Genomic DNA, 26,076 nt, shown 5'->3' on the forward strand with positions numbered 1-26,076 from the left:
CGCGTCCTTTCCCCGGGCACACCACAGGATGCGAAGAGTGTCCCGGATTGCGGCAATGGCTGTCCGGCTGTGCGGGACGTGTCGGGTGAGGAAAAGTCCGTACGGACTCGATCAATGGGCCACGAAGTGCCCGAAGGAGCCCGAAGAGCTCGATATGGGGGAGAGTGCCCCGTGCGGGGCGGCGGAAACCGCCCCGCGGGTGGCGCCCCGGAGGTGAGGCGCCGTCAGCAGGCCGCCACCGGCGGTCAGCCGACCGGAGCATCCTTCCGCAGCCGGAACCAGTAGAAACCGTGCCCCGCGAGTGTCAGCAGGTAGGGCCACTGACCGACGGCGGGGAAGCGCACCCCGCCGATCAGCTCCACCGGATGACGCCCGCTGAAGGCGCGCAGATCGAGCTCCGTCGGCTGTGCGAACCGGGAGAAGTTGTGGACGCACAGCACCAGGTCGTCCTTGTACTCACGGGTGAAGGCGATGACCGCGGGGTTCGACGAGGGCAGTTCGCTGTAGGAGCCGAGGCCGAACGCCGGATTCTGCTTGCGGATCTCGATCATCCGCCGGGTCCAGTGCAGGAGCGACGACGGCGAGGCCATGGACGCCTCGACGTTGGTGACCTGGTAACCGTAGACCGGGTCCATGATCGTGGGGAGGTAGAGCCGCCCCGGATCGCTGGAGGAGAAGCCGGCGTTGCGGTCGGGCGTCCACTGCATCGGGGTGCGCACGGCGTCGCGGTCGCCCAGCCAGATGTTGTCGCCCATCCCGATCTCGTCCCCGTAGTACAGGATCGGGGAGCCGGGCAGGGACAGCAGCAGCGCCGTGAAAAGCTCGATCTGGTTGCGGTCGTTGTCCAGCAGCGGCGCGAGACGCCGGCGGATGCCGATGTTGGCCCGCATCCGTGGATCCTTGGCGTACTCCGCGTACATGTAGTCGCGCTCTTCGTCCGTGACCATCTCGAGCGTGAGCTCGTCGTGGTTGCGCAGGAAGATGCCCCACTGGCAGCCCGACGGGATCTCCGGGGTCTTCGCCAGGATTTCCGAGACCGGGTAGCGGCTCTCGCGGCGTACGGCCATGAAGATCCGTGGCATCACCGGGAAGTGGAACGCCATGTGGCACTCGTCGCCGCCGGCCGTGAAGTCGCCGAAGTAGTCGACGACGTCCTCCGGCCACTGGTTGGCCTCGGCCAGCAGCACGGTGTCGGGGTAGTTGGCGTCGATCTCCTTGCGGACCCGCTTGAGGAAGCCGTGGGTCTCGGGGAGGTTCTCGCAGTTCGTGCCCTCGCGCTGGTAGAGGTAGGGCACGGCGTCGACCCGGAAGCCGTCGATGCCGAGGTCCAGCCAGAAGCGCAGGGCCGAGATGATCTCCTCCTGCACGGCCGGGTTCTCGTAGTTGAGATCCGGCTGGTGCGAGAAGAACCGGTGCCAGTAGTACTGCTTGCGGACCGGGTCGAAGGTCCAGTTGGAGGTCTCCGTGTCGACGAAGATGATGCGCGCGTCCGGGAACTGCTTGTCGTCGTCGGCCCAGACGTAGTAGTCGCCGTACGGACCGTCCGGGTCCGTGCGGGACTGCTGGAACCAGTCGTGCTGATCGCTCGTGTGGTTCATGACGAAGTCGATGATCACGCGCATGCCGCGCTGGTGCGCGGCGTCGACGAACTCCACGAAGTCGGCGAGGTCGCCGAATTCGGGCAGCACGGCGGTGTAATCGGATACGTCGTAACCACCGTCGCGCAAAGGTGACTTGAAGAACGGCGGCAGCCACAGGCAGTCGACGCCCAGCCACTGCAGGTAGTCCAGCTTGGCGGTGAGGCCTCTGAGGTCACCTACGCCGTCCCCGTTCGAGTCCTGGAAGGACCGGACGAGTACCTCGTAGAAGACGGCGCGCTTGAACCAGTCGGGATCGCGGTCCTTGGCGGGAGTGTCCTCGAACAGGTCGTGGACAGGCTCATTGACGATCATGGTGTGGGTGACCCTCCGGTCGGCGGGGACGGTCGCAGGACCGCGATGTGCGCGGGTGTCACACCCGGCTTGAGACGCACATAGAAGGTCCTGCCCCAGTGATAGGTGTCGCCGGTGAGCTCGTCGCGCACCGGCACGCTCTCGTGCCAGTCGAGGCCGAGACGCGGCATGTCCAACGAGACCGTGGCCTCCTGGGTGTGGTGAGGGTCGAGGTTGACGACCACCAGAACGATGTCCGAACCGGAGCGCTTGCTGTATGCGATCAGCGCCTCGTTGTCGACCGAGTGGAAGTGGACGTCGCGCAGTTGCTGGAGCGCCGGATGGCGACGTCGGATCCGGTTGAGGGAGGTGATCAGGGGAGCGAGCGAGCGGCCCTCACGTTCCGCCGACTCCCAGTCCCTGGGCCTGAGTTGGTACTTCTCGGAGTCCTGGTACTCCTCGCTCCCGGGACGCACCGGGGTGTTCTCGTACAGCTCGAAGCCCGCGTACACGCCCCAGGAGGGGGACAGGGTCGCGGCCAGTACGGCCCGCGCCTCGAAGGCGGGACGGCCGCCCTCCTGGAGGTAACCGGGAAGAATGTCGGGCGTGTTCACGAAGAAGTTGGGCCGCATGTACGAGGAACTCTCGCCCGAGAGCTCGGTGACGTACTCGGTGAGTTCCTGCTTCGTGTTACGCCAGGTGAAGTAGGTGTACGACTGCTGGAAGCCGACCGAGGCCAGCGTGCGCATCATCGCGGGGCGGGTGAAGGCCTCCGCCAGGAAGATGACGTCGGGGTCGGTGCGGTTGATGTCGGCGATCACCTTCTCCCAGAAGACCACCGGCTTGGTGTGCGGATTGTCGACACGGAAGATCCGTACGCCGTGCTCCATCCAGAACCGCAGGATGCGCACGGTCTCCGTGACGATCCCGGGCATGTCCGAGTCGAACGCGATCGGATAGATGTCCTGGTACTTCTTGGGCGGGTTCTCGGCGTAGGCGATGGTCCCGTCGGGACGGTGGTGGAACCACTCCGGGTGCTCCGTCACCCAGGGGTGGTCCGGGGAGCACTGGAGGGCGAAGTCGAGCGCGATCTCCATCCGCAGCGTGCGGGCCGTCGCGACGAAGTGGTCGAAGTCCTCGAGCGTCCCGAGATCCGGGTGGACGGCGTCGTGGCCGCCCTCGGCCGAACCGATCGCCCAGGGCACGCCCGGGTCGTCCGCCCCGGGGGTGAGGCTGTTGTTGGGGCCCTTGCGATGGGTGGTGCCGATGGGGTGGACCGGCGGGAGGTAGACGACGTCGAACCCCATCGCGGCGACGGCGGGAAGCCGCTCGGCGGCGGTCCGGAAGGTGCCGCTGATCATCCTGGGAGCGGGCAGGGGGAGCTCCGCGGTGACCGCCGGTGCCTTCTTCCGTGCGGCGGCCGCGGTCTTCGCGGTCTTGGCGGCCTTCGTCGCGCGCGGCTTCCGGGCCGGCTTCGGGAGCTCCGGCGGCGCCGGCCGCGCGCCCTCGGAGCGCGGGAACAGCTCGTACCAGGAGCCGTACAGAGCGCGTCGGCGTTCCACGGTCAGCGGCAGCGGCCGGGACGCGGTGACCAGCTCGCGCAGGGGGTGGCGGCCGAGCGCCTCCGCCACCTCGGAGGCGAGCGCGGCCGCGAGCCGGGAGGCCGGCGGACGGTTCGTGTCGCGCAGCGCGTCGACGGCGGAGAGCACCGCCTCCCGCCCGTCCTTCTTGGGTACGCCCTCGGCGGCGCGGGCGTACAGCCCGGCGCCCTCCTCGAAGACCAGTTCGGTGTCGATGCCCGCCGGGATCTTGATCTGCGCGTGTGCGCGCCAGGTGCTGACCGGATCGCTCCACGCCTCGACGGTGTACGTCCAGCGCCCCTCCGACTCCGGGGTGACGTCGGCGCCCCACCGGTCCGTGCCCGGAGCGAGCTCGCGCATCGGCGTCCAGGGGCCGGGCCGTCCGTTCGGGTCGCACAGGACGACGTTGGCGGCCACCGCGTCGTGACCCTCGCGGAACACCGTGGCGCTGACCTCGAAGGTCTCGCCCTCGACGGCTTTGGCGGGCCGTCTGCCGCAGTCGACGAGCGGACGGACGTCCAGGACGGGAATGCGACCGATCATGGAATCACCTGGGGGTCGGAGCTCGGCATGCACGGCGTGCGACGTGGGCGTGAGGGGCTGACCGCGCGCGCCGCGATGGTGGGGTTGCGTCCTTTGTAGCTGCTCGGTCGTCCGCTGGCGGGCTGTGGGCATGGCCGCTCCTGTCCGCGTTCACTCGAATGGCACTCGAATGGCAGGTGCGCGGGCGGTTCGTGCTCGGACCGGGGCACCTGGGATGTGCAGCGCGGGGTGTTACCGGGGGAGCCTTCCCACCGTTCTCGGGCGGCCAACCCGGCGGTGTGTTAACTCCTGGGTGCAACCGGTGCACGCGCTGTGGGCCGCGCGCCGGTCCCCCGGCCGCCACGCGGGCACCTCCGAAGCCTTCCCTGTGGTGCGGGGTGCCACAAGTCCGCGTGAGGAGGGGAAATAAGCCATATCGCCCGTGACAGACGGGTACGTAACTGGCGCATCTGGCCCATGGGGCGGAAGGGTCTGGAGGTACGGACGGGGCCCCGGCGACAAGGGTTGCCCAGGTGCCGGCAGAGGGAGGGCGCGCACGGTGCGGTGACGAGGGCGGGGGCGGGCCGGCCGCGCCGCGCCGGTCGCACTGAGCCGGTCGCGCGCCGTGGTCGCGTACGGCGGCACACCACTACCGTCGAGGGTGACGGAGAGGGCGCCCACCGTCGTGCGTCCCCTCGGATCGGTACGTCCCCTGTAAAGGTGGGATACGTGAAGGCCATTCGTCGATTCACCGTGCGTCCCGTCCTCCCCGAACCCCTGCGACCGCTCAGCGACCTCGCCCGCAACCTGCGGTGGTCCTGGCACTCCGAGACCCAACACCTCTTCCAGGCCGTCGACCCGGAGGGCCGGCGGCCCGCGGACGCCGACCCCGTGCGCCTGCTCGGCGCCGTCTCCGCCGCGCGCCTCGCCGAGCTGGCCGGTGACCAGCACTTCCTGGGCCGGCTCACCGAGGTGTCCGAGGACCTCCGGGAGTACCTCGGCGGCCCGAGGTGGTATCAGAACCAGCTCTCCCAGGGCGCGGAGCTCCCCGCGGCCATCGCCTACTTCTCACCCGAATTCGGGGTCACCGCCGCTCTGCCCCAGTACTCGGGCGGGCTGGGCATCCTGGCCGGTGACCACCTGAAGGCCGCCAGCGATCTCGGCGTGCCGCTCATCGGGGTCGGTCTGCTCTACCGGCACGGCTACTTCCGCCAGAGCCTGTCCCGGGACGGCTGGCAGCAGGAGCACTACCCCGTCCTGGACCCCAACGAGCTGCCGCTCACGCTCCTGCGGGAGGCCGACGGCACCCCCAGCAGGGTGGTGCTCGCCCTGCCGGGGGGCCGCTCGCTGTACGCCTCCGTCTGGCAGGCCCAGGTCGGGCGGGTTCCCCTGCTGCTCCTCGACTCCGACGTGGAGGAGAACGCTCCGGGCGAGCGCGACGTCACCGACCGGCTCTACGGCGGCGGCAGTGACCACCGGCTGCTGCAGGAGATGCTGCTCGGCATCGGCGGTGTGCGCGCCGTGCGCACCTACTGCCGGCTGACCGGGCACGCGGCCCCCGAGGTCTTCCACACCAACGAGGGGCACGCCGGATTCCTCGGCCTGGAGCGGATCCGGGAGCTCTGCGACGAGGGGCTGGACTTCGACGCCGCCCTGGAGGTCGTACGGGCCGGCGCGGTGTTCACCACGCACACCCCGGTACCCGCCGGGATAGACCGATTCGAACGCCAGCTCGTGGCCCGCCACTTCGGTGACGACGGCGAGCTGCCCGGGGTCGGCGTGGACCGGATCCTGCGCCTCGGGATGGAGACCTACCCCGGCGGCGAGCCGGACCTCTTCAACATGGCGGTCATGGGGCTGCGGCTCGCCCAGCGGGCCAACGGGGTCTCCACCCTGCACGGAGCCGTCAGCCGGGAGATGTTCTCCGGGCTGTGGCCGGGATTCGACCCTTCCGAGGTGCCGATCACCTCGGTGACCAACGGGGTGCACGCCCCGACCTGGGTCGCTCCCGAGGTTTCCCGGCTCGGCGCACGCGCCTTCGGCTCCGAACGCGCCGGGAACGGCGCCGCCGGAGCGGAGACCGGCCGGGAGGACGGCACCGGAGCCGAGGGGGCAGACGCGTCCGGACGGTGGGACGCCGTGACCGCCGTCCCCGACCGGGAGATCTGGGACCTGCGCCGGGGGCTGCGCGAACAACTCGTCACCGAGGTGCGCAAGCGGCTGTACGCCTCCTGGCGCACGCGCGGCGCGGGCACCGCCGAACTGGGCTGGATCGACGGTGTGCTCGATCCGGACGTCCTGACCATCGGCTTCGCCCGCCGGGTGCCCTCGTACAAGCGGCTCACGCTCATGCTGCACGACCGCCGACGGCTGCGGGAGCTGCTGCTCCACCCGACGCACCCGATCCAGATCGTCGTCGCCGGAAAGGCCCACCCCGCCGACGACGGCGGCAAACGGCTGGTCCAGGAGCTGGTGCGGTTCTCCGACGACCCGCGGGTGCGTCACCGCATCGTCTTCCTGCCGGACTACGGCATGGGGATGGCGCAGAAGCTCTACCCGGGCTGCGACGTCTGGCTCAACAACCCGCTGCGGCCCCTGGAGGCCTGCGGCACCAGCGGCATGAAGGCGGCGCTCAACGGCTGCCTCAACCTCTCCGTGCGCGACGGCTGGTGGGACGAGTGGTTCGGCTCCGACTTCGGCTGGGCGATCCCCACCGCCGACGGCTCCGCCACCGACGAGGAGCGGCGTGACGAGCTGGAGGCCAACGCCCTCTACGCGCTCATCGAGGACCGGGTCGCGCCCCGCTTCTACGACCGCAACGCCGAGGACCTGCCCGAGCGTTGGATCGAGATGGTGCGCAGCACCCTGGTCACCCTGGGCCCCAAGGTCCTCGCGGGCCGCATGGTGCGTGAGTACGTCGAGAGGCTCTACGCCCCCGCCGCGCTGTCCCGCCGGGCACTGGAGCCCGCGGCCGCCCGCGAACTCGCCCTCTGGAAGGCCCGGATCCGTGCGGCCTGGCCGCAGGTGGCGGTCGACCATGTGGAGACCTCCGCCGACACGGGCGTCGGCGGCTCCGCCGAGCTGGGGTCCACCCTCGCGGTCCGGGTCCGGATCGCCCTGGGCGGTCTCGACCCGGAGGACGTGGAGGTGCAGGTGGTCGCCGGGCGGGTCGACTCCGGGGACGGGATCGCGGAGGCGCGGACGTTCCCCCTGAAGCCGGCCGGCGGGCACGACCTGGAGGACCGCTGGCTGTACGAGGGCCCGCTGGCCCTCGACCGTACGGGCCCCTACGGCTACACCGTGCGCGTCCTGCCCTCGCATCCGCTGCTCGCCTCGGGTGCGGAACTCGGCCTGGTCGCGGTGCCGAACGAGTCGACGGGCGACGGAGGCGGGGTGCTGCTGCGCTGACGCCCCGCGCTCAGGGTGGGCCCGGCGCGCCTCCGCGCCGGGCCCACCTCCGTGCGTACCGGCCCACCGAGAACCGGCAGGGGTGTTTTCGCCGTGATCTCGCTAACATGACAGCCCTGCCGAAGTGGCCCAGCAGCCACCGATGCGCCAGCGAGGCGTCCCACAGGGCGCGAGTGGAGGTCAGCACGGTGAACGGCGGAGGCCGAGCGAGACGCCTGACCCGTCGGCTGGCCGCGCAGAACGGTACCTCCCGGCAGCTGCGCATCCGCCGTCCGCGGCCCGCCGGACCGCCGCGGAGCGACCGCTTCACCACGGCGGCCCGGATGCGCTGGCTCAACGAGGCGAGCACCCGGATCGGCACGACGCTCGACCTGGAACGGACGGCCAAGGAGCTGGCCGAGTTCAGCGTGCCGCGGCTGGCCGACGCCGCCGCCGTCGACCTGCTGGAGTCCGTGCTGCGCGGCGAGGAGGGTGAGCGCGTCACCGGCGCGGCGGTGCCCGTCACCCGTGCCATGGCCGTGCGGGCCATCGACGCGCTGGACGGACTCGAACCCGCACCGGTGGGCGAGGTGGTCGACCGCCGGGAGCGCCGCGAGACGCTGCTGACCACCGAGTGCCTGCGCAACGGCCGGCCCGTGCTGGTCAGCCGGATGACCCCGGAGGACTACGAGCGTGTCGCGCCGACGCCGAGCGCGGCGGAGGCGATGCGCCGTCAGGGCGTCCACAGCTACATGGCCGTGCCGCTGACCGCCCGCGGTGTCCTGTTGGGCTCCGCGGACTTCGTGCGAGCCGGTGACAGCCCGCCCTTCAACCGCGCCGACCTCGACCTCGCGAGCCAACTCGCTTCCATGGCCGCAGTGTTCATGGACAACGCCCGGCTCTACGGCCGCGAGCGCGAGCACGTCGTCTCGCTGCAGCGCTCCCTGCTCCCGCGCGCCACACCGCACACCCCCGGCCTGCTGGTGAACGCCCACTACGCTCCGGCCGTCGACGCGCACGGGGTGGGCGGCGACTGGTACGACGTGGTGGCGCTCCCCAGCGGGCGCACGGCGCTGGTCGTCGGCGACGTCACCGGCCACGGCCTGCCCGCCGCCGCCACCATGGGCCGGCTGCGGGCCGTCGCGCGTACGCTCATGATGCTGGACATCGCCCCCGACCGGCTGCTCGCCCGGCTCGACATGGCCACCCGCGACCTGGAGGACGACCAGGTCGCCACGTGTCTCTGCGCGGTCTACGACCCGGCGGACTCCAGTTACACGATCGCGAGCGCGGGCCATCCGCCACCGCTCCTCGTGGACGCGGGCGGGACCGCCCGCTATCTGGACGTGCCGGTCGGCGCGCCGCTGGGCGCCGGGGTCATCCCCTACGACCCGCTGCGGATGCGCGGCCCCGTGGGCGGGCGGATCGTGCTCTACACGGACGGCCTGATCAAGACACGCACCGACGACGTGGACGTCCAGCTGGAAGGGCTGCGCGCGGCCGTGGCCGGGATGGCGCCCGAACGGCTCGACGCGGGAGGGCCGCTCACCTCGCCGCGGCAGGACGACGGCCGGTTCGACGAGGCGGTGCTGCTGGTCGCCGGGGGCCACGAGCTCTCCCCCGAGGTGCGGTTGAGGGAGTGGGACCTGCCCACGGACGGCAACCCCGCCTCCGTCGCACGCAAGCTGGTCACCGAACAGCTCGCGCGATGGGACCTGGCCGAACTCGCGGACGTGACGGAGCTGGTGGTCAGCGAGCTGGTGGGCAACGCCCTGCGCTACGGCGGCGGTCCGGGCCGGCTCAGGCTGCTGTGCGACGAGCGGCTCCAGGTGGAGCTGGCCGACACCGGGCCGGACCTGCCGCAGATCCAGCACGCCGGCCTCAGCGACGAGGGCGGCCGGGGCCTCCAGCTCATCAACCTGCTCTGCCGCAGGTGGGGTTCGTGCCGCACGGCGACCGGCAAGATCGTCTGGGCCGAGCAGGACATCCCCGGCCGGAGCGTGAACTCCCCCCTCTGACAAGCGGAACGGCTCCGGGGAGGGTGCTCCCCGGAGCCATTCCCGCTCTACCGCGGAGGACGCCTGCTCAGCGTCCCCGTACGGTGCTCAGAAGGTGAGCTTCACGCTGTTGAAGGTGCCGGTGTCGCCCGAGTATGCGTCCTGGACCTTGAGGTTCCACGTGCCGTTGGCCACCTCGGAGGAGGCGTTGACCGTGTAGGTCGCCACCACGTTGTCCGCGGAGTCGCTCGACGAGGAGTTCTTCAGGCGGTACGCCGTCCCGTCCGGGGCGACCAGGTCGAGGACGAGGTCACCGCGGTAGGTGTGGGTGATGTTGACCGCCACCGAGAGGTCGCTGGGCGCGTTGCCGGTGACGCCGCTGACGACGACCGGGATGTTGGTGGTGCTGCGGTCGGCGAGCGCCTTCGCGGTCGTGTTCTGGAAGACGGTGCCACCCGGGTCGGGGTCGCCGCCGCCGGGCCGGGAGCCCACGGCGATTCCGGCCCACGCGTGGGCGACCGCGGCGTACTCGGTGCTCGTGGTGCCGTACAGCTCACCGGCCACGGCGAGGGTGCCGGTGCGGGCCGCCGCGTAGTTCGTGGTGGAGGTGAACTTCGTGGTGAGCGCCTTGAACCAGATCTGCAGCGCCTTGTCCCGGCCGATGCCGGTCACCGGGAGGCCGTCGGACGTCGGGGAGTTGTAGGAGACCCCGTTGACGGTCTTGGCGCCGCTGCCCTCGGAGAGCAGGTAGAAGAAGTGGTTCGCCGGGCCCGAGGAGTAGTGGACGTCGACCGAGCCGATGCCCGAGTACCAGTAGTCCTTGGACGCGCCGTCCTGGCTCGGCTTGTCCATGTAGCGCAGCGGGGTGCCGTCGCCGTTGATGTCGATCTTCTCGCCGACCAGGTAGTCGCCCGGGTCCTGGGCGGTGTTCGAGTAGAACTCCACGCCTGCCGCGAAGATGTCCGAGGTCGCCTCGTTGAGGCCGCCCGACTCACCGCTGTAGACGAGCCCCGCGGTGTTGGAGGTGACGCCGTGTGTCATCTCGTGGGCCGCCACGTCCAGCGAGGTCAGCGGCTTGAGGTTGCCGCTGCCGTCTCCGTAGGTCATGCAGAAGCAGCTGTCGGACCAGAAGGCGTTGACGTAGTTGTTGCCGTAGTGGACACGCGAGTACGCGCCGACTCCGTCGCCCCTGATGCCGCTGCGGCCCATCACGTTCTTGAAGAAGTCCCAGGTCTCCGCGGCGCCGTAGTGGGCGTCGGCGGCGGCGGTCTCGAGGTTCGAGGCGCTGCCGTTGCCCCAGACGTCGTCCGCTCCGGAGAACAGCGTGCCGGTGCCGGACGTGCCGCGGTTGAGGTTGTACGTCCTGTGGTTGCCGCGCGCGGTGTCCGTCAGGTTGTACGAGCCCGAGGAGCCGGAGGTCCCGAGCGTCACCTGGCCGTTGTACTGGGTGTTGCCGGTGCCGTTCTCGATGGCCTGCCACTCGTAGAGCTTGGCGCCGGAGGAGGCGTCCGTGATGACGTGCAGCTCGTTCGGCGTGCCGTCGTGCTGGAGGCCGCCGACCACGGTCTCGTACGCGAGCTGCGGGGTGCCGCTCGCCGCCCAGACGACCTTGCGCGGGGCCTTGCTCGCCTCGGTGCTCTTCGAGCCTTCGGCCCGGGCCGCGGTGAGCGCCTGCTTCTCGGCGGTGGCCGGGGCGACGTCCGCGGTGGTGCCGACCGCCTTCAGCTGCGCGCCGGTCGCCTTGGACGCCTTGGTGACGCCCTCGGTCGTCCCGGACTTCGACTCGGCCACGACCAGGTCGCCACCGAGGACGGGGAGACCGTCGAGGGTGCGCTCGTAGCGGGTGTGTGTCGTGCCGTCGACGTCCTTGACGACGTCGCGGACCACGAGCTTCTCCGTGGCGCCGAGCCCGAGCTCCTCGGCGGTGGCCGCCTTGGTCGAGTTGGCCACCCGGAGCAGTTCGGCACGCTGGGCGGGGGAGAGCTTCGCGGGGAGCGCGCCGGGGTCGGCGCCCTTCACCGCGGCTGCGGGGGCCGCTGTCGTGCCTTCGGGGGCGGCCGTTGCGGCACCGCCCTGCATTCCGACGGCGAGGAGGGCGGCTGCGGCTATCAGAGCGCCGGTCGCGGTGGCACGACGGCTGGGCGTGGGTCTCACGCGGACTCCTTCTGCGAGGGGGGCGCCGGCCGACTGGCCGGGCAGAGCAGGCGGTGCGTGGAACGGGGGAAGAGTGCCAGCCGGAGCGCGTGCGTGTCAGGACCGCGTCAACACATTGGCCGGAAGTCGTCCGTTGCCAGAAGTGCAGTGTTCGTTAACCGGACGTTTCGCCATGTGTCACCCGAGTGACTCAGGGGGCGTGCCGGGAGGTCGTGAGGCCTTACGTCGCAGGGAGGGTTGAGATTCCGTTCGAATACGCATTGTTCGAACGGCGGAGCCCGGAGCGGGCGGTGACCACGTGGTGAGACGGCGCGGAACGTGGCCAGTTCCGCGCCGTCCCGCGGAGCCCGAACCGGCCGGGTCCGGCTCCCGGCGTCGCGGGCACCGCGGAGCCCGGCGAACGAGCCGGCCGGGGGCCGGTCCGGCCGCACGGTCACCGACGGCGGTGCCGCCCGCAACCTGTCGCCGGCGGCCCCCGGGCAGCGCCGCCGCCTCCGGCCAGGTCACCACGGTCACGGGCTCCGGCTGCAACGGTCAGGGCATCTACGCCGGCCTCCGGGCCGTCGACGGCGCCCAGGGCGCGAACAAGCCCACCCCCTGCCTCGGCGGCCAGGACGAGACCGGGGCGGCCGGCGGGCCGCACCGGGTCGGCAACACCTTCGGCGGCCTGTTCGCCAACGGCGCCGAGTCCGGTACGGGCGGCACCTTCGGCGTGCAGATCTTCGTCAAGGCCACCCTCCACGACGGCCGTGTCCGCGGAGAGGGACGTCGACCGCGCCCTGGTGACCCGCGCCGGCCACGGCCACCGTGCTCCTCATGGTGGCCGGATGGTTCGCGTCCCGCAGGGCGGGCGACGGCCCACCGCGGGTCCGGCTGCCCGGACCGCGCCCTGGGCGAAGACGGCGAGGGCTCCCCCACAGCAGGCGGGGAGCCCTCGTCGTGCGGCGGGCGGCGCCGTCGGGCGCCCTCAGGCCAGGCTCTCCCGCCACGCGCGGTGCAGGCCCGCGAACCGGCCGGTGCCGCCGATGAGTTCGGCCGGGGTGCCGTCCTCCACGATCCGGCCGTGCTCCATCACCAGGACCCGGTCCGCGATCTCCACCGTCGACAGACGGTGTGCGATCACCACCGCGGTGCGCCCGTGCAGCACGGTGTCCATCGCACGCTGCACCGCCCGCTCGCCCGGGACGTCCAGCGAGCTCGTCGCCTCGTCGAGGATCAGCACGGCGGGATCCGCGAGCAGGGCCCGGGCGAACGCCACGAGCTGTCGCTGGCCCGCGGAGATCCGGCCGCCCCGCTTCCGGACATCGGTGTCGTACCCGTCGGGCAGGGCGCTGATGAAATCGTGCGCCCCGATGGCCTTGGCCGCGTGCTCGATCTCCTCGGGCGTGGCCTCCGGCCGGCCGATCGCGATGTTCTCGGCGATCGTCCCGGAGAAGAGGAACGCCTCCTGGGTCACCATCACCACGCCCCGGCGCAGCTCGGCCGTCGCCAGGTCGCGCAGATCGGTGCCGTCCAGCAGGACCCGCCCCTCCGTCGGGTCGTAGAACCGAGCCAGCAGCTTCGCCAGCGTCGACTTGCCCGCACCCGTGGACCCGACCACGGCCACGGTCTGGCCCGCCGGGACGGTCAGACCGAAGCGCGGCAGGACCTCGCCGCCCGTGCGGTAGGCGAACCGCACCCCGTCGAACGTGACCTCACGGCCCGGATGGTCACCGGCGAGCGCGGGCAGCGCCTTGGGCGCCACGGGCTCCGGGACCGTGGGCGTCTGCGCGAGCAGGCCCGCGATCTTCTCGAGCGAGGCGGCCGCCGACTGGTAGGAGTTCAGGAACATCGCCAGCCGGTCGATCGGGTCGTACAGCCGCCGCAGGTACAGCACCGCCGCGGCCAGCACGCCGAGCGCCAGGGTGCCCGAGGCCACCCGGTGGGCACCCCACAGCACCATCGCGGCGACCGCCGTGTTGGCGACGAGCCGGGAGCCGACGACGTAGCGGGCCATCTCCAGCAGCGCGTCGCCGTTCGTCCGCTCGTGCCGGCGGTTGAACACCGCGAAGTCCTTGTCGTTGGCACGCTCCCTGCGGAAGGCCTGCACGGGACGGATCCCGTTCATCGTCTCGGCGAACTTCACGATGACCGAGGCGATCGCCGTGGAGCGCGCCGAGTACGCCTTCGCCGCCCGCCGGCGGTAGGTGCGCACCAGCAGGTACAGGGGAGCGAAGGAGGCCACGGCGATGGCGCCGATGCCGAGGTCGAGCCAGAGCAGCATCACGGAGATGGCCACGAACGACAGGACCACGCCGATGAGTTCCTGGAGTCCTTCGCTCAGCAGCTCGCGCAGGGACTCCACGTCCGTGGTCGAGCGGGAGATCAGCCGGCCCGAGGTGTAGCGCTCGTGGAAGTCCACACTCAGCGCCTGGGCGTGACGGAAGATCCGCCCGCGCAGGTCGAGCAGCACGTCCTGGTTGATCCGGGCGGCCGCCCGGATGAAGGCGTACTGGAGGAGGCCCGCGCCGGCCGAGCACACCGCGTATCCGATGCCCACGGCGATCAGCGGGCCGTAGTCGTGGTCCCGGAACGCGGGCACGCCGCTGTCGATGGCGTACGCGACCAGCAGCGGCCCCGCCTGCACGGCGGCCTGCTGGACGACCAGCAGGAGGGAGACCACCGCCACCCTGGCCCGCATCGGGGCGAGGAGGGAGATCAGCAGCGCCCGGGTGGCACCCCGGGGAGTGGGCAGGGCGTCGGCGTCGAAGAGGTCCCCTTCGCCCGGCGCACCGCCGGGCCTGTTCCCGGGCAGGTCCTCGTCCGCGAGGGCGGGACCGTCGGCAGTCGTGCTGGTCATCGGGTGCTGCCCTCCTCGGAGACAAGAACACCGGCGTCCCCGGCACCGGACATCAGCCAGGCGTATTCGGCGTTGGTGCGCAGAAGTTCCTGATGGGTGCCCACGGCGCTGATCCGGCCCCCGGACAGCAGGGCGACCCGGTCCGCCAGCATCACCGTGGACGGCCGGTGGGCGACGACCAGGGCCGTCGTCTCCTCCAGCACACGGCGCAGTGCCGCCTCCACCAGCGCCTCCGTGTGCACGTCGAGGGCGGAGAGCGGGTCGTCGAGCACCAGGAAGCGCGGCCCGCCGACCACGGCGCGGGCCAGTGCCAGACGCTGACGCTGACCACCGGAGAGGCTGAGCCCCTGTTCGCCGACCTGGGTGCCGATGCCCTGCGGAAGCTCGTGCACGAAGTCGGCCTGCGCGACCGACAGTGCCCGGCGCAGCTCCTGTTCGCCCGCGCCCTCCGCGCCCATCGACACGTTCTCCCCGACGGTCGCCGAGAAGAGTGTGGGTTCCTCGAAGGCCACCGACACCAGCTCGCGCAGCCGGGGCCGCTCCATGGTGGCGATGTCCTCGCCGTCCAGCAGGATCCGGCCCCCGGTGACCTCGTGCAGCCGGGGGACGAGCGTCGTCAGCGTAGTCTTCCCGGAGCCCGTGGCACCCACCAGGGCCATCGTCTCACCGGGGCGGATCCGCAGGTCGATCCGGTCCAGGACGGGAGGTGATCCGGGCTCGGCGTCGGGGTAGCGGAACTCCACCCCTTCGAAGACGAGCCCCTGGGATCCTCTCCCGGCCGCCTCTCCCGGCGTCCCCGCCTCCGGCTCCTCCGCGACGTCCATGACCTCGAAGAAGCGGTCGGCGGCCGTCGCCGACTCCTGGCTCATCGCCAGCAGGAAGCCGATCGACTCGACCGGCCAGCGCAGTGCCAGGGCAGTCGAGAGGAACGCGACGAGCGTCCCTGCCGACAGGTCGCCGTCGGCGACCTGGATCGTGCCGAGCACCAGCGCGGCACCGATCGCCAGCTCGGGAATGACGGTGATGAGCGCCCAGATCCCCGCGAGCAGCCGGGCCTTGCCCAGTTCGGTGGTCCGCAGCCGCTGCGCGAGCGCACGGAAGGCCAGCGCCTGGCTGCGGTTGCGGCCGAACCCCTTGACGATACGGATGCCCAGCACGCTCTCCTCGACGACCGTCGTCAGATCCCCGACCTGGTCCTGGGCCTTGCGCGCCACCAGTGAGTACTTCGTCTCGAAGAGCGAGCACAGGACCATCAGAGGGAGGGCGGGTGCGAGCAGCACCAGCCCCAGGGACCACTCCTGGGCGAACAGGATGACGAACCCCACCAGAATGGTCGTGGCGTTGACCAGCAGGAACGTCAGCGGGAAGGCCAGGAACATGCGCAGCAGCATCAGATCCGTGGTCCCACGCGAGAGCAGCTGGCCGGAGGGCCAGCGGTCGTGGAACGCCACCGGAAGCCGCTGCAGATGGCGGTAGAGATCGGCGCGCATCGACGCCTCGACACCGGCCAGCGGCCGGGCCACGAGCCACCGCCGGAGCCCGAACAGCCCTGCCTCTGCGATGCCCAGCAGCAGCAGGTAGAGCGCCCCCAGCCAGACCCCGCCCGGATCACGGTCCGCGACGGGGCCGTCCACCATCCACTTGAGGACCAGCGGGATCACCAGGGCGAGACAGGACGCGAGGACCGCCACGAGCGCCGCGCTGATCCAGCGCGCGCGCACCGGTCTGACATAGGGCCACAGTCGCAGGAGGGAGCGCACGGCGGACCGGTCCGTGGGCTCTGCAGGTTTTTCGGGCATCAGGACCGAGCCTAAGGTTCACGACTGACATCGCTCACATGGTTTTCCGGTCACACGCCGTGGGTCGCAGTGCTCTGTCAACCGATCGGCTGATGCCGGTCCGAGCGGGACGGCGGATACCGGCGCCGCCCGCCCGCCGGAATCCTTGCGGCATGGCAATCATCGAAGTGGACGGGGTCCACAAGGCCTACGGAGGCCGACCCGCTGTCGACGGGGTGAGCTTCACCGTCGACGAGGGGGAGATCTTCGGGATCCTCGGCCCCAACGGGGCCGGAAAGACCACCACGGTCGAATGCGTCGAGGGACTGCGGGTCCCGGACACGGGCACGGTCCGGGTCGCCGGCATGGACCCCGCCGTCGACCGCCACGCGGTCACCCAACTGCTGGGCGCGCAGCTCCAGGAGAGTGAACTGCAGCCCAAGCTGACCGTGCGGGAGGCACTGGAGCTCTACAGCGCCTTCTATCCCAGGCCCGCCGAGTGGCGTGCGCTGGCCGAACGGCTCGGGCTCGACGGCCACCTCGACCGCCGCTTCGCCAAGCTCTCCGGTGGCCAGAAGCAGCGCCTGTTCATCGCGCTCGCCCTCATCGGCAACCCCCGTGTGGTCGTGCTGGACGAACTGACCACCGGCCTCGACCCACGGGCCCGCAGGGACACCTGGCGGCTGATCGAGGAGATCCGGGACAGCGGTGTGACCGTCCTGCTGGTCACCCACTTCATGGAGGAGGCCCAACGGCTCTGCGACCGGGTCGCGGTGATCGACAAGGGCCGCGTCGTGGCGCTCGATACCCCCGGCGGGCTGATCGGCGGGGCGGCGGGATCGACCGCCATCTCCTTCACCCCGTCGGAGCCGATCGCGTACGCCGAACTCGAGACGCTGCCTGGCGCCGTATCCGTCGACGTGACCGGCTCCGACGGCCGGGTGGTCATCCACGGTACGGACGACACCGCCAACGCCGTGATCACCCTTCTGGCCCGCCGCCACATCACCGCCCGTCAGCTGCGCGTCGCCGAGGCCGGCCTGGACGACGTCTTCCTCGACCTCACGGAACAGGCCTCATGACCATGACCACGGCCCCCACCACGAACAGGGCCCGCCCGGCCCCGCTCGCCGCCGTCCTCAGGACGGAGACCCGGCTCTTCCTGCGTGAACCCGGCAGCCTGTTCTGGATCCTCGTCTTCCCGACCGCCCTGATGACGATCCTCGGTCTGATCCCGTCCTTCCGGGAGCCCGACGACGCCCTGGGAGGCCGCAGCGTCATCGACCTGTACGTACCGGTGGCCGTCCTGCTGGCCATGATCATGGCCGGTCTCCAGGCCATGCCGCCGGTGCTCACCGGATACCGCGAACGGGGCATCCTGCGGCGGATGTCGGCCACACCGGTACGCCCTTCCGCCCTGCTCACCGCGCAGATCGTCCTGCACGGCGCGGCTTCGCTGGGCTCGTCGGCGCTCGTCATCACCGTCGGCCGGGTCGCGTTCGGCGTTCCCCTGCCCGGACAGGCCGCCGGCTACCTGCTGGCCCTGCTCCTCGCGGTGGCCTGCGTCCTCGCCCTCGGCGCGACCATCTGCGCACTGTCCCGGACGTCCAAGGTCGCCACCGCCGTCGGTTCGGTGGCCTACCTCCTGATGATGTTCACCGCCGGTGTCTGGGTGCCCGTCCAGACCATGCCGGACCTGCTGCGCACGATCGTCGAGTTCACCCCGTTCGGTGCCGCCGCCCAGGCCCTGGACCAGGCGGCCTCGGGGAGCTGGCCGGGCTTCGCGCACCTCGGGGTCATGCTGGTGTGGACGGCCGCGCTGGGCACCGTCTCGACCCGGCTCTTCCGCTGGGAGTGACCCGGGACGTGACGCGGGGGAGACTGGGGCCCGGACCAGGGGGGGGCGGAGACACCGATGAACGGCGACGGGGCGGCGGCGGAGCGGTTCTACCGGTACGGCCCGTACACCCTTCTGGGCGTCGCCGTCCTGATGGCCGCCCTGTCCTCCGGGCTCATCGGAATGTCCGGAACGGACGTGTACGCGGCGGCGGCCCTGGTCTCCGCCGCCGTCGCCCTCCAGGTGTGGTGGGGCAGGGCCCGGCAACTGCCCCCGCACGACCGGGCTGCCCCGGTCTACTACGTGCTGCGGACCGTTCTGGGCTTCGCGCTCTGCTGGTGCAACCCCTTCTTCTCCATCTACGCCATCGTCGGCTACTTCGACGCCGCCGCACTGCTGCCGCCGCGCTTCGTACGCATCGGGCTGATGTGCACCGCCGTCACGATGGCCGGGGCGCAGTCCGGCAGCGGTCTGCCGCCGGCCTCCCTCACCAACTGGGTGGCCTTCGGCGCCCTCTTCGCGCTGCACTCCTCCCTCGCCATCCTCTTCGGCCACATCGGTGCCCGCGAGGAGGAGAAGGCCCGGCGCCAGAGGGAGACCATCTCCGAGCTGGAACTCGCCAACACCCGGTTGGAACAGGCCCTCGCCGAGAACGCGACCCTGCACGCCCAACTGCTGCTCCAGGCGCGGGAGGCAGGGGTCGACGACGAGCGGCGCCGGCTCGCCGCCGAGATCCACGACACCCTCGCGCAGGGCCTGGCCGGGATCATCGCCCAGCTCCAGGCCGTCACCTCCACCGGCGACCCCGTCCTGGCCCGGGAGCACCTCGACCGCGCCGCGGGGCTCGCCAGGCACAGTCTCGGCGAGGCACGGCGCTCGGTGCGCAACCTGGTGCCCGCCGCGCTGGAGGAGGACGACCTGCCCGGTGCGCTGAAGAAGACCGTCACGGGCTGGGGGGAACGCTCCGGCGTACGGGCGCGGTTCACCGTCACCGGAACCGTCGAACCGCTCCACGACGAGGTCGGCGCCACCCTGCTGCGCATCGCCGAGGAGGCCCTCGCCAACGCCGCCCGGCACGCCGGGGCGGAACGGGCGGGGGTCACCCTCTCCTACATGGGTGACGAGGTCACCCTGGACGTACGCGACGACGGCTGCGGCTTCGACCCGGCCGCCCTGCCCCCGCGCAGCGGCACGGGCGGCTTCGGCCTCGGCGGGATGAGGGCCCGCGCCGAACGGATCGCGGGCACGGTGGAGATCGAGTCGGAACCCGGACAGGGCACGGCCGTCTCCGCACGGGTGCCCCTGGTCCGGCGTGTCCGACGGGAAGTAGCCTGACGAGATATGACTGAGGCCGAGGGAACCGCGCGCGTCATCACTCTCCTGGTCGTCGACGACCACCCCGTCGTACGGGACGGTCTGCGCGGCATGTTCGCCGCCGCGCCCGGCTTCGAGGTGCTCGGTGAGGCGGCGGACGGCGTGGCCGCCGTGGAGCTCGTCGGCAGTCTCGACCCCGACGTCGTCCTGATGGACCTGCGGATGCCGGGCGGCGGGGGCGTGGCGGCCATCGCCGAACTGACCCGGCTCGGCGCCCGGTCCAGGGTGCTCGTCCTCACCACGTACGACACCGATTCCGACACCCTGCCGGCCATCGAGGCGGGTGCGACCGGCTATCTGCTCAAGGACGCACCCCGGGACGAGCTCTTCACCGCCGTACGCGCCGCCGCCGACGGCCGCACCGTGCTGTCACCCGCGGTCGCCTCCCGCCTCGTCTCGCGGGTGCGCACCCCGGCGGCGCCAGGCAACGAGTCGCTGTCCGCGCGTGAGCGCGAGGTTCTCGCGCTCGTCGCGCGGGGCACGTCGAACCGGGAGATCGCCGCAGAACTGTTCATCAGTGAGGCGACCGTGAAGACCCATCTCACCCATGTCTTCGCCAAGCTGGGCGCGAAGGACCGCGCGGCGGCCGTCGCCGTCGCCTACGAGCGCGGCATCCTCGGCTGAGCGCCCTCACCCCGCCACCCGCAGCAGCAGCACCGATCTCCCCGGCACCGTGAGCGTCGTGCCGCCCCGGTGGAGCGTGCCGGGGGTGGTGGACTGGTCCTCGACCGAGGTGTCCAGCACCAGTTCGTACTCCTGTGCCCAGGGCGGGCCCGGGAGCAGGAAGTCGCAGGGCCGGTGGTCCGCGTGCAGGACCGCCAGGAAGCTGTCGTCGGTGATCTGTCCCCCCCGGGCGTCCCGGCCCGGGATGTCGCGCCCGGAGAGGTAGAGCCCGAGCGTCGCGGCCGGCGCGTACCAGTCGCCCTCCGTCATCTCCGCGCCCTGCGGGGTGAACCACGCCAGGTCCCGCAGGCCGTCGGGTGCCTGGGGTGTCCCCGCGAAGAAGGCACGGCGGCGCAGCACCGGATGACGGTGGCGCAGGGCCAGCACCCGGGCGGTCAGCTCGGTCAGCTCCCGCCACCGGGGCTCCTCCAGGAGCGACCAGTCCAGCCAGCTGACCTCGTTGTCCTGGCAGTAGGCGTTGTTGTTGCCGCCCTGCGTACGGCCCATCTCGTCGCCGGCCACCAGCATCGGCACGCCGGTCGACAGGAGCAGCGTGGTCAGGAGGTTGCGCAGCTGCCGGCGGCGCAGGGCGTTGATGCCGGGGTCGTCGGTCTCGCCCTCGGTGCCGCCGTTCCAGGCCCGGTTGTCGTTCGTGCCGTCGCGGTTGCCCTCGCCGTTGGCCTCGTTGTGCTTGTGCTCGTAGCTGACCAGGTCGCGCAGGGTGAATCCGTCGTGCGCGGTGACGAAGTTGACCGAGGCGTACGGACGTCTGCCGCCCCATGCGTACAGGTCGCTCGATCCGGTGAGCCGGTAGCCGATGTCGCGCACGTCGGGCAGCGCGCCGCGCCAGAAGTCGCGTACGGCGTCACGGTAGCGGTCGTTCCACTCGGTCCACAGAGGTGGGAACGCACCTACCTGATAGCCCCCGTTGCCCACGTCCCAGGGTTCGGCGATGAGCTTGACCCGGCGCAGGACGGGGTCCTGGGCGATCACCGCGAGGAACGGGGAGAGCATGTCCACGTCGTGCATCGAGCGGGCGAGTGCCGCCGCCAGGTCGAAGCGGAAGCCGTCGACGCCCATCTCCGTCACCCAGTAGCGGAGCGAGTCGGTGATCAGCCTGAGGACCTGCGGCTGCACCACGTGCAGGGTGTTGCCGCAGCCGGTGTAGTCCGCGTACCGGCGGGCGTCCGGCTGGAGGCGGTAGTAGCCGCGGTTGTCGATGCCGCGCAGGGACAGCATCGGACCGAGCTCGCCTGCCTCCGCCGTGTGGTTGTAGACCACGTCGAGGATCACCTCGATCCCGGCGTCGTGCAGGGCGCGGACCATCTGCTTGAACTCGCCGACCTGCTGGCCCGCCGTGCCGCTCGCCGCGTAGCCCGCGTGCGGGGCGAAGTAGCCGATCGAGTTGTAGCCCCAGTAGTTGTGCAGTCCCCGACGCAGCAGATGGTCCTCGTGGGCGAACTGGTGGACCGGGAGCAGCTCGACGGCCGTCACACCGAGGCGGCGGAGGTGGCCGACGGCGGCGGGGTGGGCGAGACCGGCGTAGGTGCCGCGCAGCTCGGGCGGGATGTCCGGGTGGAGCTTGGTGAAGCCCCGTACGTGCAGCTCGTAGATCACCGAGTCCGCCCACGGGGTCTTGGGCCTGCGGTCGTCCGCCCAGTCGTCGTCGTCATGGACGACGACGGCTTTGGGGACGTACGGCGCCGAGTCCCGGTCGTCGCGCACGGTGTCGGCGACATGCTGCTCGGGCCAGTCCCTCACATGGCCGTACACCTCCGGCGGAAGGGTGAAGGAGCCGTCCACCGCGCGGGCGTACGGGTCGAGCAGCAGCTTCGCCGCGTTCCAGCGGGCGCCGGTCCAGGGGTCCCAGCGGCCGTGGACCCGGTAGCCGTAACGCTGCCCCGCGCGTACGCCGGGGACGAAGCCGTGCCAGATCTCGTGGGTCAGCTCGGCCAGCGGCAGCCGGGTCTCGGTACCCCGGCCGTCGAAGAGACAGAGCTCGACGGCCTCGGCCCCGCCGGCCCAGAGGGCGAAGTTGGTGCCCGCCACACCGTCCGGTCCGACCCGGAAGCGGGCTCCCAGGGGCATCGGAGCACCCGGCCATACGGGTGGTTCGTCCGCTCCGTCCGCCAGGGTCGGTCCGGTCGCCACCACCCGCCCCGTCGTGCGCGGCGTTTCCTCCTGCTCGGCTGTGCTCGACACCTCTCAGCCTCCTGCGGCTCGTAGGAGCGGCCACCCGCAGAAGGAGTGCACGGCGTCCCGGCCGCGGCCTTCCTGGCGGTGTCCTTCCCTCTGTTCTGCCCACCGGGGGGCCCGCACTCACGTTTCCCCGGGGCGGCCGCGTCGTTGGGGGAGCGTGAACCACGTAGCGAAGAGAGCACGGCCGGGTTCCGCCGCCGTGCTGACATGGGCAGGACTGTTCACCGTGTTGGCCGTACTGACGGGCTGCACCGGGGCGACGTCGTTCTTCGACAACCGCTCACCCGGGGACGCCATCCGCATCGTCCCCGAGGACGGCGCCGAGAACGTCGGTGCGGACAGCCGGCTGGAGGTGACCGTCCCCGACGGACGGCTCGAGCGGGTCAAGGTGACCCGGATGGAGGACGCGGAACACCGGGAGGTGCCGGGCCGGATCGCGGAGAACGGCCGTTCATGGGCACCCGAGGACGGCGGGTACCGGCTCGGCCTCGCCGGGAAGTACAGCGTGGAGGCCGTCGCGGTCGACGGCGACGGCCGTCGCTCGGCCCGCAGCACCTCGTTCACCACGCTGGTGCCCAAGGACCGCTTCATCGGCTACTTCAAGCCGGAGAACCGGTCCACCGTGGGCACCGGCATGATCGTCTCGTTCGCCTTCAACCGGGCCGTCACCCGTCGTGCCGCGGTGGAGAAGGCCATCAGGATCACCACGAGACCCGAGGTCGAGGTCGTCGGGCACTGGTTCGGGAAGGACCGGCTCGACTTCCGCCCGGCGGCGTACTGGAAGCCGGGCACCGAGGTCACCGTCGACGTGGGCCTGCGTGATGTGGAGGGTGCGCCGGGGGTGTACGGCAGCCAGCGGAAGAAGATCAGCTTCCGGGTCGGCCGCTCGCAGACGTCCGTGGTGGACGCCCGCGCCCACACCATGGAGGTGCGCCGCGACGGCGAGGTCGTCAGCACGGTCCCGATCACCGCGGGCGCCGCGAGGACGACCACGTACAACGGGAAGATGGTGGTGTCCGAGCTGCACGACGTGACCCGCATGGACGGCAGCACCGTCGGCTTCGGCGGCGAGTACGACATCAAGGACGTGCCGCACGCGATCCGGCTGACGAAGTCGGGCACCTTCCTGCACGGCAACTACTGGGAGTCCCCCGACGTCTTCGGGTCCGAGAACACCAGCCACGGCTGCATCGGGCTGCGTGACGTGAAGGGCGGCGGTTCGGACACCCCGGCAGGCTGGTTCTTCGAGCGGACGCTCGTGGGCGACGTGGTCGAGGTCGTCAACTCCGCCGACAGGACCGTCGCTCCGGACAACGGCCTCGGCGGCTGGAACCTCGGCTGGGCCCGGTGGAAGGCCGGTTCCGCCCTGCGCTGACCCCGGTCCGGTCCTGGTGGCCCCGGAGGCACGCTCTCCGGGGCCACCAGTCGGTGTTTCGGAACGACTTGGGACGGAACGGTGACATTCCGGGGAAGTTCTCCCCACGCGCGGTGTGATTATCTTGCGCCGAGCGTGCATGTACAGCGCGCGGGGGTGCGGGCCAGGCGGGGGCCAGGCCGTGCGAGGGGAGAAGACCACATTGAACGGGCAGCCGATATCGGGGGCATGGGCCGGCGGGGCCGGAGGGCGGCGCGGACGCGGAGCCCGCGGACTCCCCGCACTGGCACTGGGAGCGCTGCTGTTGCTGGTGACCGCGTGCGGCGGCAGCGGGTCCGCCGCGGAGAAGGACGGCAAGGGAGCGGGAGCGAAGGTCGACGACACCAGCGCCTCGCAGGCGGTCGTGACCATCGCGCCCAAGGACGGCGCCGCCGACGTGGCGACCAGCGGTGCGCTCAAGGTCTCGGCGGCCGAGGGCAAGCTGAGCACGGTGAAGGTGGCCGACCCCAAGGGCAAAGAGGTCGGGGGCAAGATCGCTGAGGACGGCCTGAGCTGGGTGCCCGACCGCCACCTGGCCGCCGCGACCAAGTACACGGTGCACGCGGTCGCCAAGGACGACAAGGGCCGCCAGTCGGCGAAGGACACCAGCTTCACGACGCTGGTCCCGCAGAACACCTTCATCGGCCAGTACACGCCCGAGGACGGCTCGACCGTCGGTGTGGGCATGCCGGTGTCGATCCACTTCACCCGCGGCATCACCGAACCGGAGGCCGTGGAGAAGGCGATCAGCGTGACGGCGGAGCCCGCCGTGCGGATCGAGCCCCACTGGTTCGGCAACGACCGCCTCGACTTCCGTCCCGAGAAGTACTGGGCGGCGGGCACGAAGGTGACCCTGCGCCTCGACCTCGACGGTGTCGAGGGGCGGCCGGGCGTCTACGGCAAGCAGGCCAAGACGGTGAAGTTCACGGTCGGCCGCAGCCAGGTCTCCACGGTCGACGCGAGCTCCCACCGGATGAAGGTGGTGCGTGACGGCAAGCAGATCAAGGACATCCCGATCTCCGCGGGTGCCCCGGCCACGACCACGTACAACGGGCAGATGGTCATCAGCGAGAAGCTCAAGGTGACCCGGATGAACGGTGACACCGTCGGGTTCGGCGGGGAGTACGACATCAAGGACGTGCCGCACGCGATGCGCCTGTCGACCTCCGGCACCTTCATCCACGGCAACTACTGGGGTGCGTCGAACATCTTCGGCTCGACGAACACCAGCCACGGCTGTGTCGGTCTGCGGGACGTGCGAGGCGCCTGGGACAGCAAGACTCCCGCCGCCTGGCTCTTCGACAACTCCCTGATCGGCGACGTCGTCGTCGTCAAGAACTCCAAGGACAAGGTGATCCAGCCGGACAACGGCCTCAACGGCTGGAACATGGACTGGTCGGAGTGGATCAAGTAGTTCCGCACCGCTGAAGCGAGCGGGGCCCGGTGCTGTGACCAACGGCACCGGGCCCTTCGGCGTTAGTCCTGGTTAACCTGCTCCCCATGACCGTAACCCTCGAAGTAAGCGACAGCGTCGGCACGATCAGGCTGGACCGCCCGCCGATGAACGCCCTGGACGTCGCCGTCCAGGACCGGCTGCGGGAACTCGCCGAGGAGGCGGGCCGGCGGGACGACGTGCGGGCGGTGATCCTCTACGGCGGCGAGAAGGTGTTCGCGGCGGGTGCGGACATCAAGGAGATGCAGGCGATGGACCATACGGCGATGGTCGTACGCTCCAGGGCGCTGCAGGAAGCCTTCACCGCGGTGGCCCGCATCCCCAAGCCCGTGGTCGCGGCCGTCACCGGCTACGCCCTGGGCGGTGGCTGCGAACTGGCTCTCTGCGCCGACTTCAGAATCGCCGCGGACAACGCGAAGCTCGGCCAGCCGGAGATCCTGCTGGGGCTGATTCCCGGGGCCGGCGGCACCCAGCGCCTGGCTCGGCTGGTGGGCCCGTCCAAGGCCAAGGACCTCATCTTCACGGGCCGTCAGGTGAGGGCCGAGGAGGCCCTGTCGCTGGGCCTGGTGGACCGTGTGGTCCCCGCCGCCGAGGTGTACGAGCAGGCGCACGCCTGGGCCGCCCGGCTGGCCAAGGGGCCCGCCCTGGCGCTGCGGGCGGCCAAGGAGTCCGTGGACGCCGGACTGGAGACGGACATCGACACCGGGCTGACGATCGAGCGGAACTGGTTCGCGGGCCTGTTCGCCACCGAGGACCGGGAGCGGGGGATGCGCAGCTTCGTGGAGGAGGGTCCGGGCAAGGCCGAGTTCGTCTGACCGGATGTGAGTCGCGTACACAGGCGCGCACGTTCATCCGTGCGGGCGGTTCAGCTGGACCTTAAGAGAACCTTAAGGTCCAGCGTCCGGTCCGTTTGTGCAATTACCCGGCCGCACTCCGTCGCCGCAGGTG

15 protein-coding genes are annotated in these 26,076 nt (G+C 71.2%); 9 read left to right on the forward strand and 6 right to left on the reverse strand.

Annotation, left to right across the window (positions count from 1 at the left end; all coding sequences use genetic code 11):
* Positions 1–245: 245 nt before the first annotated feature.
* Together treS and OO67_RS08555 are read right to left on the reverse strand one after the other, a co-directional pair.
* Positions 246–1,952 (reverse strand): maltose alpha-D-glucosyltransferase, encoded by a 1,707-nt coding sequence (gene treS / locus OO67_RS08550; protein ID WP_033298460.1) that lies wholly within the window; start codon positions 1,950–1,952, stop codon positions 246–248.
* Positions 1,949–4,054: an alpha-1,4-glucan--maltose-1-phosphate maltosyltransferase gene (locus tag OO67_RS08555; protein WP_033298461.1), complete on the reverse strand. Its 2,106-nt coding sequence runs from the start codon at positions 4,052–4,054 to the stop codon at positions 1,949–1,951. Before OO67_RS08555 ends, treS begins: the two co-directional genes overlap by 4 nt.
* A 708-nt stretch (positions 4,055–4,762) precedes the next feature.
* Between OO67_RS08555 and glgP the strand changes: the two genes are divergently transcribed.
* Together glgP and OO67_RS08565 are read left to right on the forward strand one after the other, a co-directional pair.
* Positions 4,763–7,441 (forward strand): alpha-glucan family phosphorylase, encoded by a 2,679-nt coding sequence (gene glgP / locus OO67_RS08560; protein WP_033298462.1) that lies wholly within the window; start codon positions 4,763–4,765, stop codon positions 7,439–7,441.
* A 188-nt stretch (positions 7,442–7,629) separates the two neighbouring features.
* On the forward strand, positions 7,630–9,438 hold the full coding sequence (locus OO67_RS08565; protein WP_244300066.1) for a SpoIIE family protein phosphatase: 1,809 nt from the start codon (positions 7,630–7,632) through the stop codon (positions 9,436–9,438).
* Between the two features lie 87 nt (positions 9,439–9,525).
* On the opposite strand, the gene OO67_RS08570 is transcribed toward OO67_RS08565, so the two are convergent.
* The 3 genes from OO67_RS08570 to OO67_RS08580 form a co-directional block, all read right to left on the reverse strand.
* Positions 9,526–11,571 carry a M4 family metallopeptidase gene (locus tag OO67_RS08570; RefSeq protein ID WP_033298464.1) on the reverse strand — a complete coding sequence of 682 codons (2,046 nt, stop codon included), beginning with the start codon at positions 11,569–11,571 and terminating at the stop codon, positions 9,526–9,528.
* Positions 11,572–12,538: 967 nt separating this feature from the next.
* Entirely contained in the window at positions 12,539–14,410 is a 1,872-nt protein-coding gene (locus tag OO67_RS08575; RefSeq protein WP_033298465.1) for an ABC transporter ATP-binding protein, read from the reverse strand.
* Entirely contained in the window at positions 14,407–16,209 is a 1,803-nt protein-coding gene (locus OO67_RS08580; RefSeq protein WP_051709209.1) for an ABC transporter ATP-binding protein, read from the reverse strand. The genes OO67_RS08575 and OO67_RS08580 overlap by 4 nt, the downstream gene beginning before the upstream one ends.
* Before the next feature lie 152 nt (positions 16,210–16,361).
* Here OO67_RS08580 and OO67_RS08585 point away from each other — a divergent pair, with 152 nt between their 5' ends.
* From OO67_RS08585 to OO67_RS08600, 4 genes are read left to right on the forward strand one after another with little or no spacing between them, the layout of a single operon-like run.
* The gene (locus OO67_RS08585; RefSeq protein ID WP_033298469.1) at positions 16,362–17,270 is read left to right on the forward strand and encodes an ABC transporter ATP-binding protein; all 909 of its coding nucleotides are present in this window, start codon (positions 16,362–16,364) and stop codon (positions 17,268–17,270) included.
* 2 nt (positions 17,271–17,272) lie between these two features.
* Positions 17,273–18,046, forward strand: a complete 774-nt coding sequence (locus OO67_RS08590) for an ABC transporter permease (RefSeq protein WP_382055663.1) — start codon at positions 17,273–17,275, stop codon at positions 18,044–18,046.
* Positions 18,047–18,103: 57 nt separating this feature from the next.
* A complete protein-coding gene (locus OO67_RS08595; RefSeq protein ID WP_033298472.1) occupies positions 18,104–19,360 on the forward strand; it encodes a sensor histidine kinase in 1,257 nt (418 codons plus the stop codon).
* Positions 19,361–19,366: 6 nt separating this feature from the next.
* Complete coding sequence (locus OO67_RS08600) at positions 19,367–20,023, forward strand: response regulator (RefSeq protein WP_033298473.1); 657 nt, start codon at positions 19,367–19,369, stop codon at positions 20,021–20,023.
* 6 nt (positions 20,024–20,029) lie between these two features.
* Here the strand turns inward: OO67_RS08600 and glgX are convergent, their stop codons facing one another.
* Positions 20,030–22,264, reverse strand: coding sequence for a glycogen debranching protein GlgX (glgX, locus tag OO67_RS08605; RefSeq protein WP_208860980.1), 2,235 nt, complete (start codon positions 22,262–22,264; stop codon positions 20,030–20,032).
* Positions 22,265–22,418: 154 nt separating this feature from the next.
* Between glgX and OO67_RS08610 the strand changes: the two genes are divergently transcribed.
* The 3 genes from OO67_RS08610 (at position 22,419) to OO67_RS08620 (ending at position 25,943) form a co-directional block, all read left to right on the forward strand.
* Positions 22,419–23,636, forward strand: coding sequence for a L,D-transpeptidase (locus OO67_RS08610; protein WP_033298474.1), 1,218 nt, complete (start codon positions 22,419–22,421; stop codon positions 23,634–23,636).
* A 202-nt stretch (positions 23,637–23,838) separates the two neighbouring features.
* Entirely contained in the window at positions 23,839–25,089 is a 1,251-nt protein-coding gene (locus OO67_RS08615) for a L,D-transpeptidase (protein ID WP_033298476.1), read from the forward strand.
* 86 nt (positions 25,090–25,175) lie between these two features.
* The gene (locus OO67_RS08620; protein ID WP_033298477.1) at positions 25,176–25,943 is read left to right on the forward strand and encodes an enoyl-CoA hydratase/isomerase family protein; all 768 of its coding nucleotides are present in this window, start codon (positions 25,176–25,178) and stop codon (positions 25,941–25,943) included.
* The last annotated feature ends 133 nt before the right edge of the window (positions 25,944–26,076 follow it).

Origin of the sequence: Streptomyces atroolivaceus, assembly GCF_000717025.1 — a bacterium.
In the GTDB taxonomy this organism is placed as follows: domain Bacteria; phylum Actinomycetota; class Actinomycetes; order Streptomycetales; family Streptomycetaceae; genus Streptomyces; species Streptomyces atroolivaceus.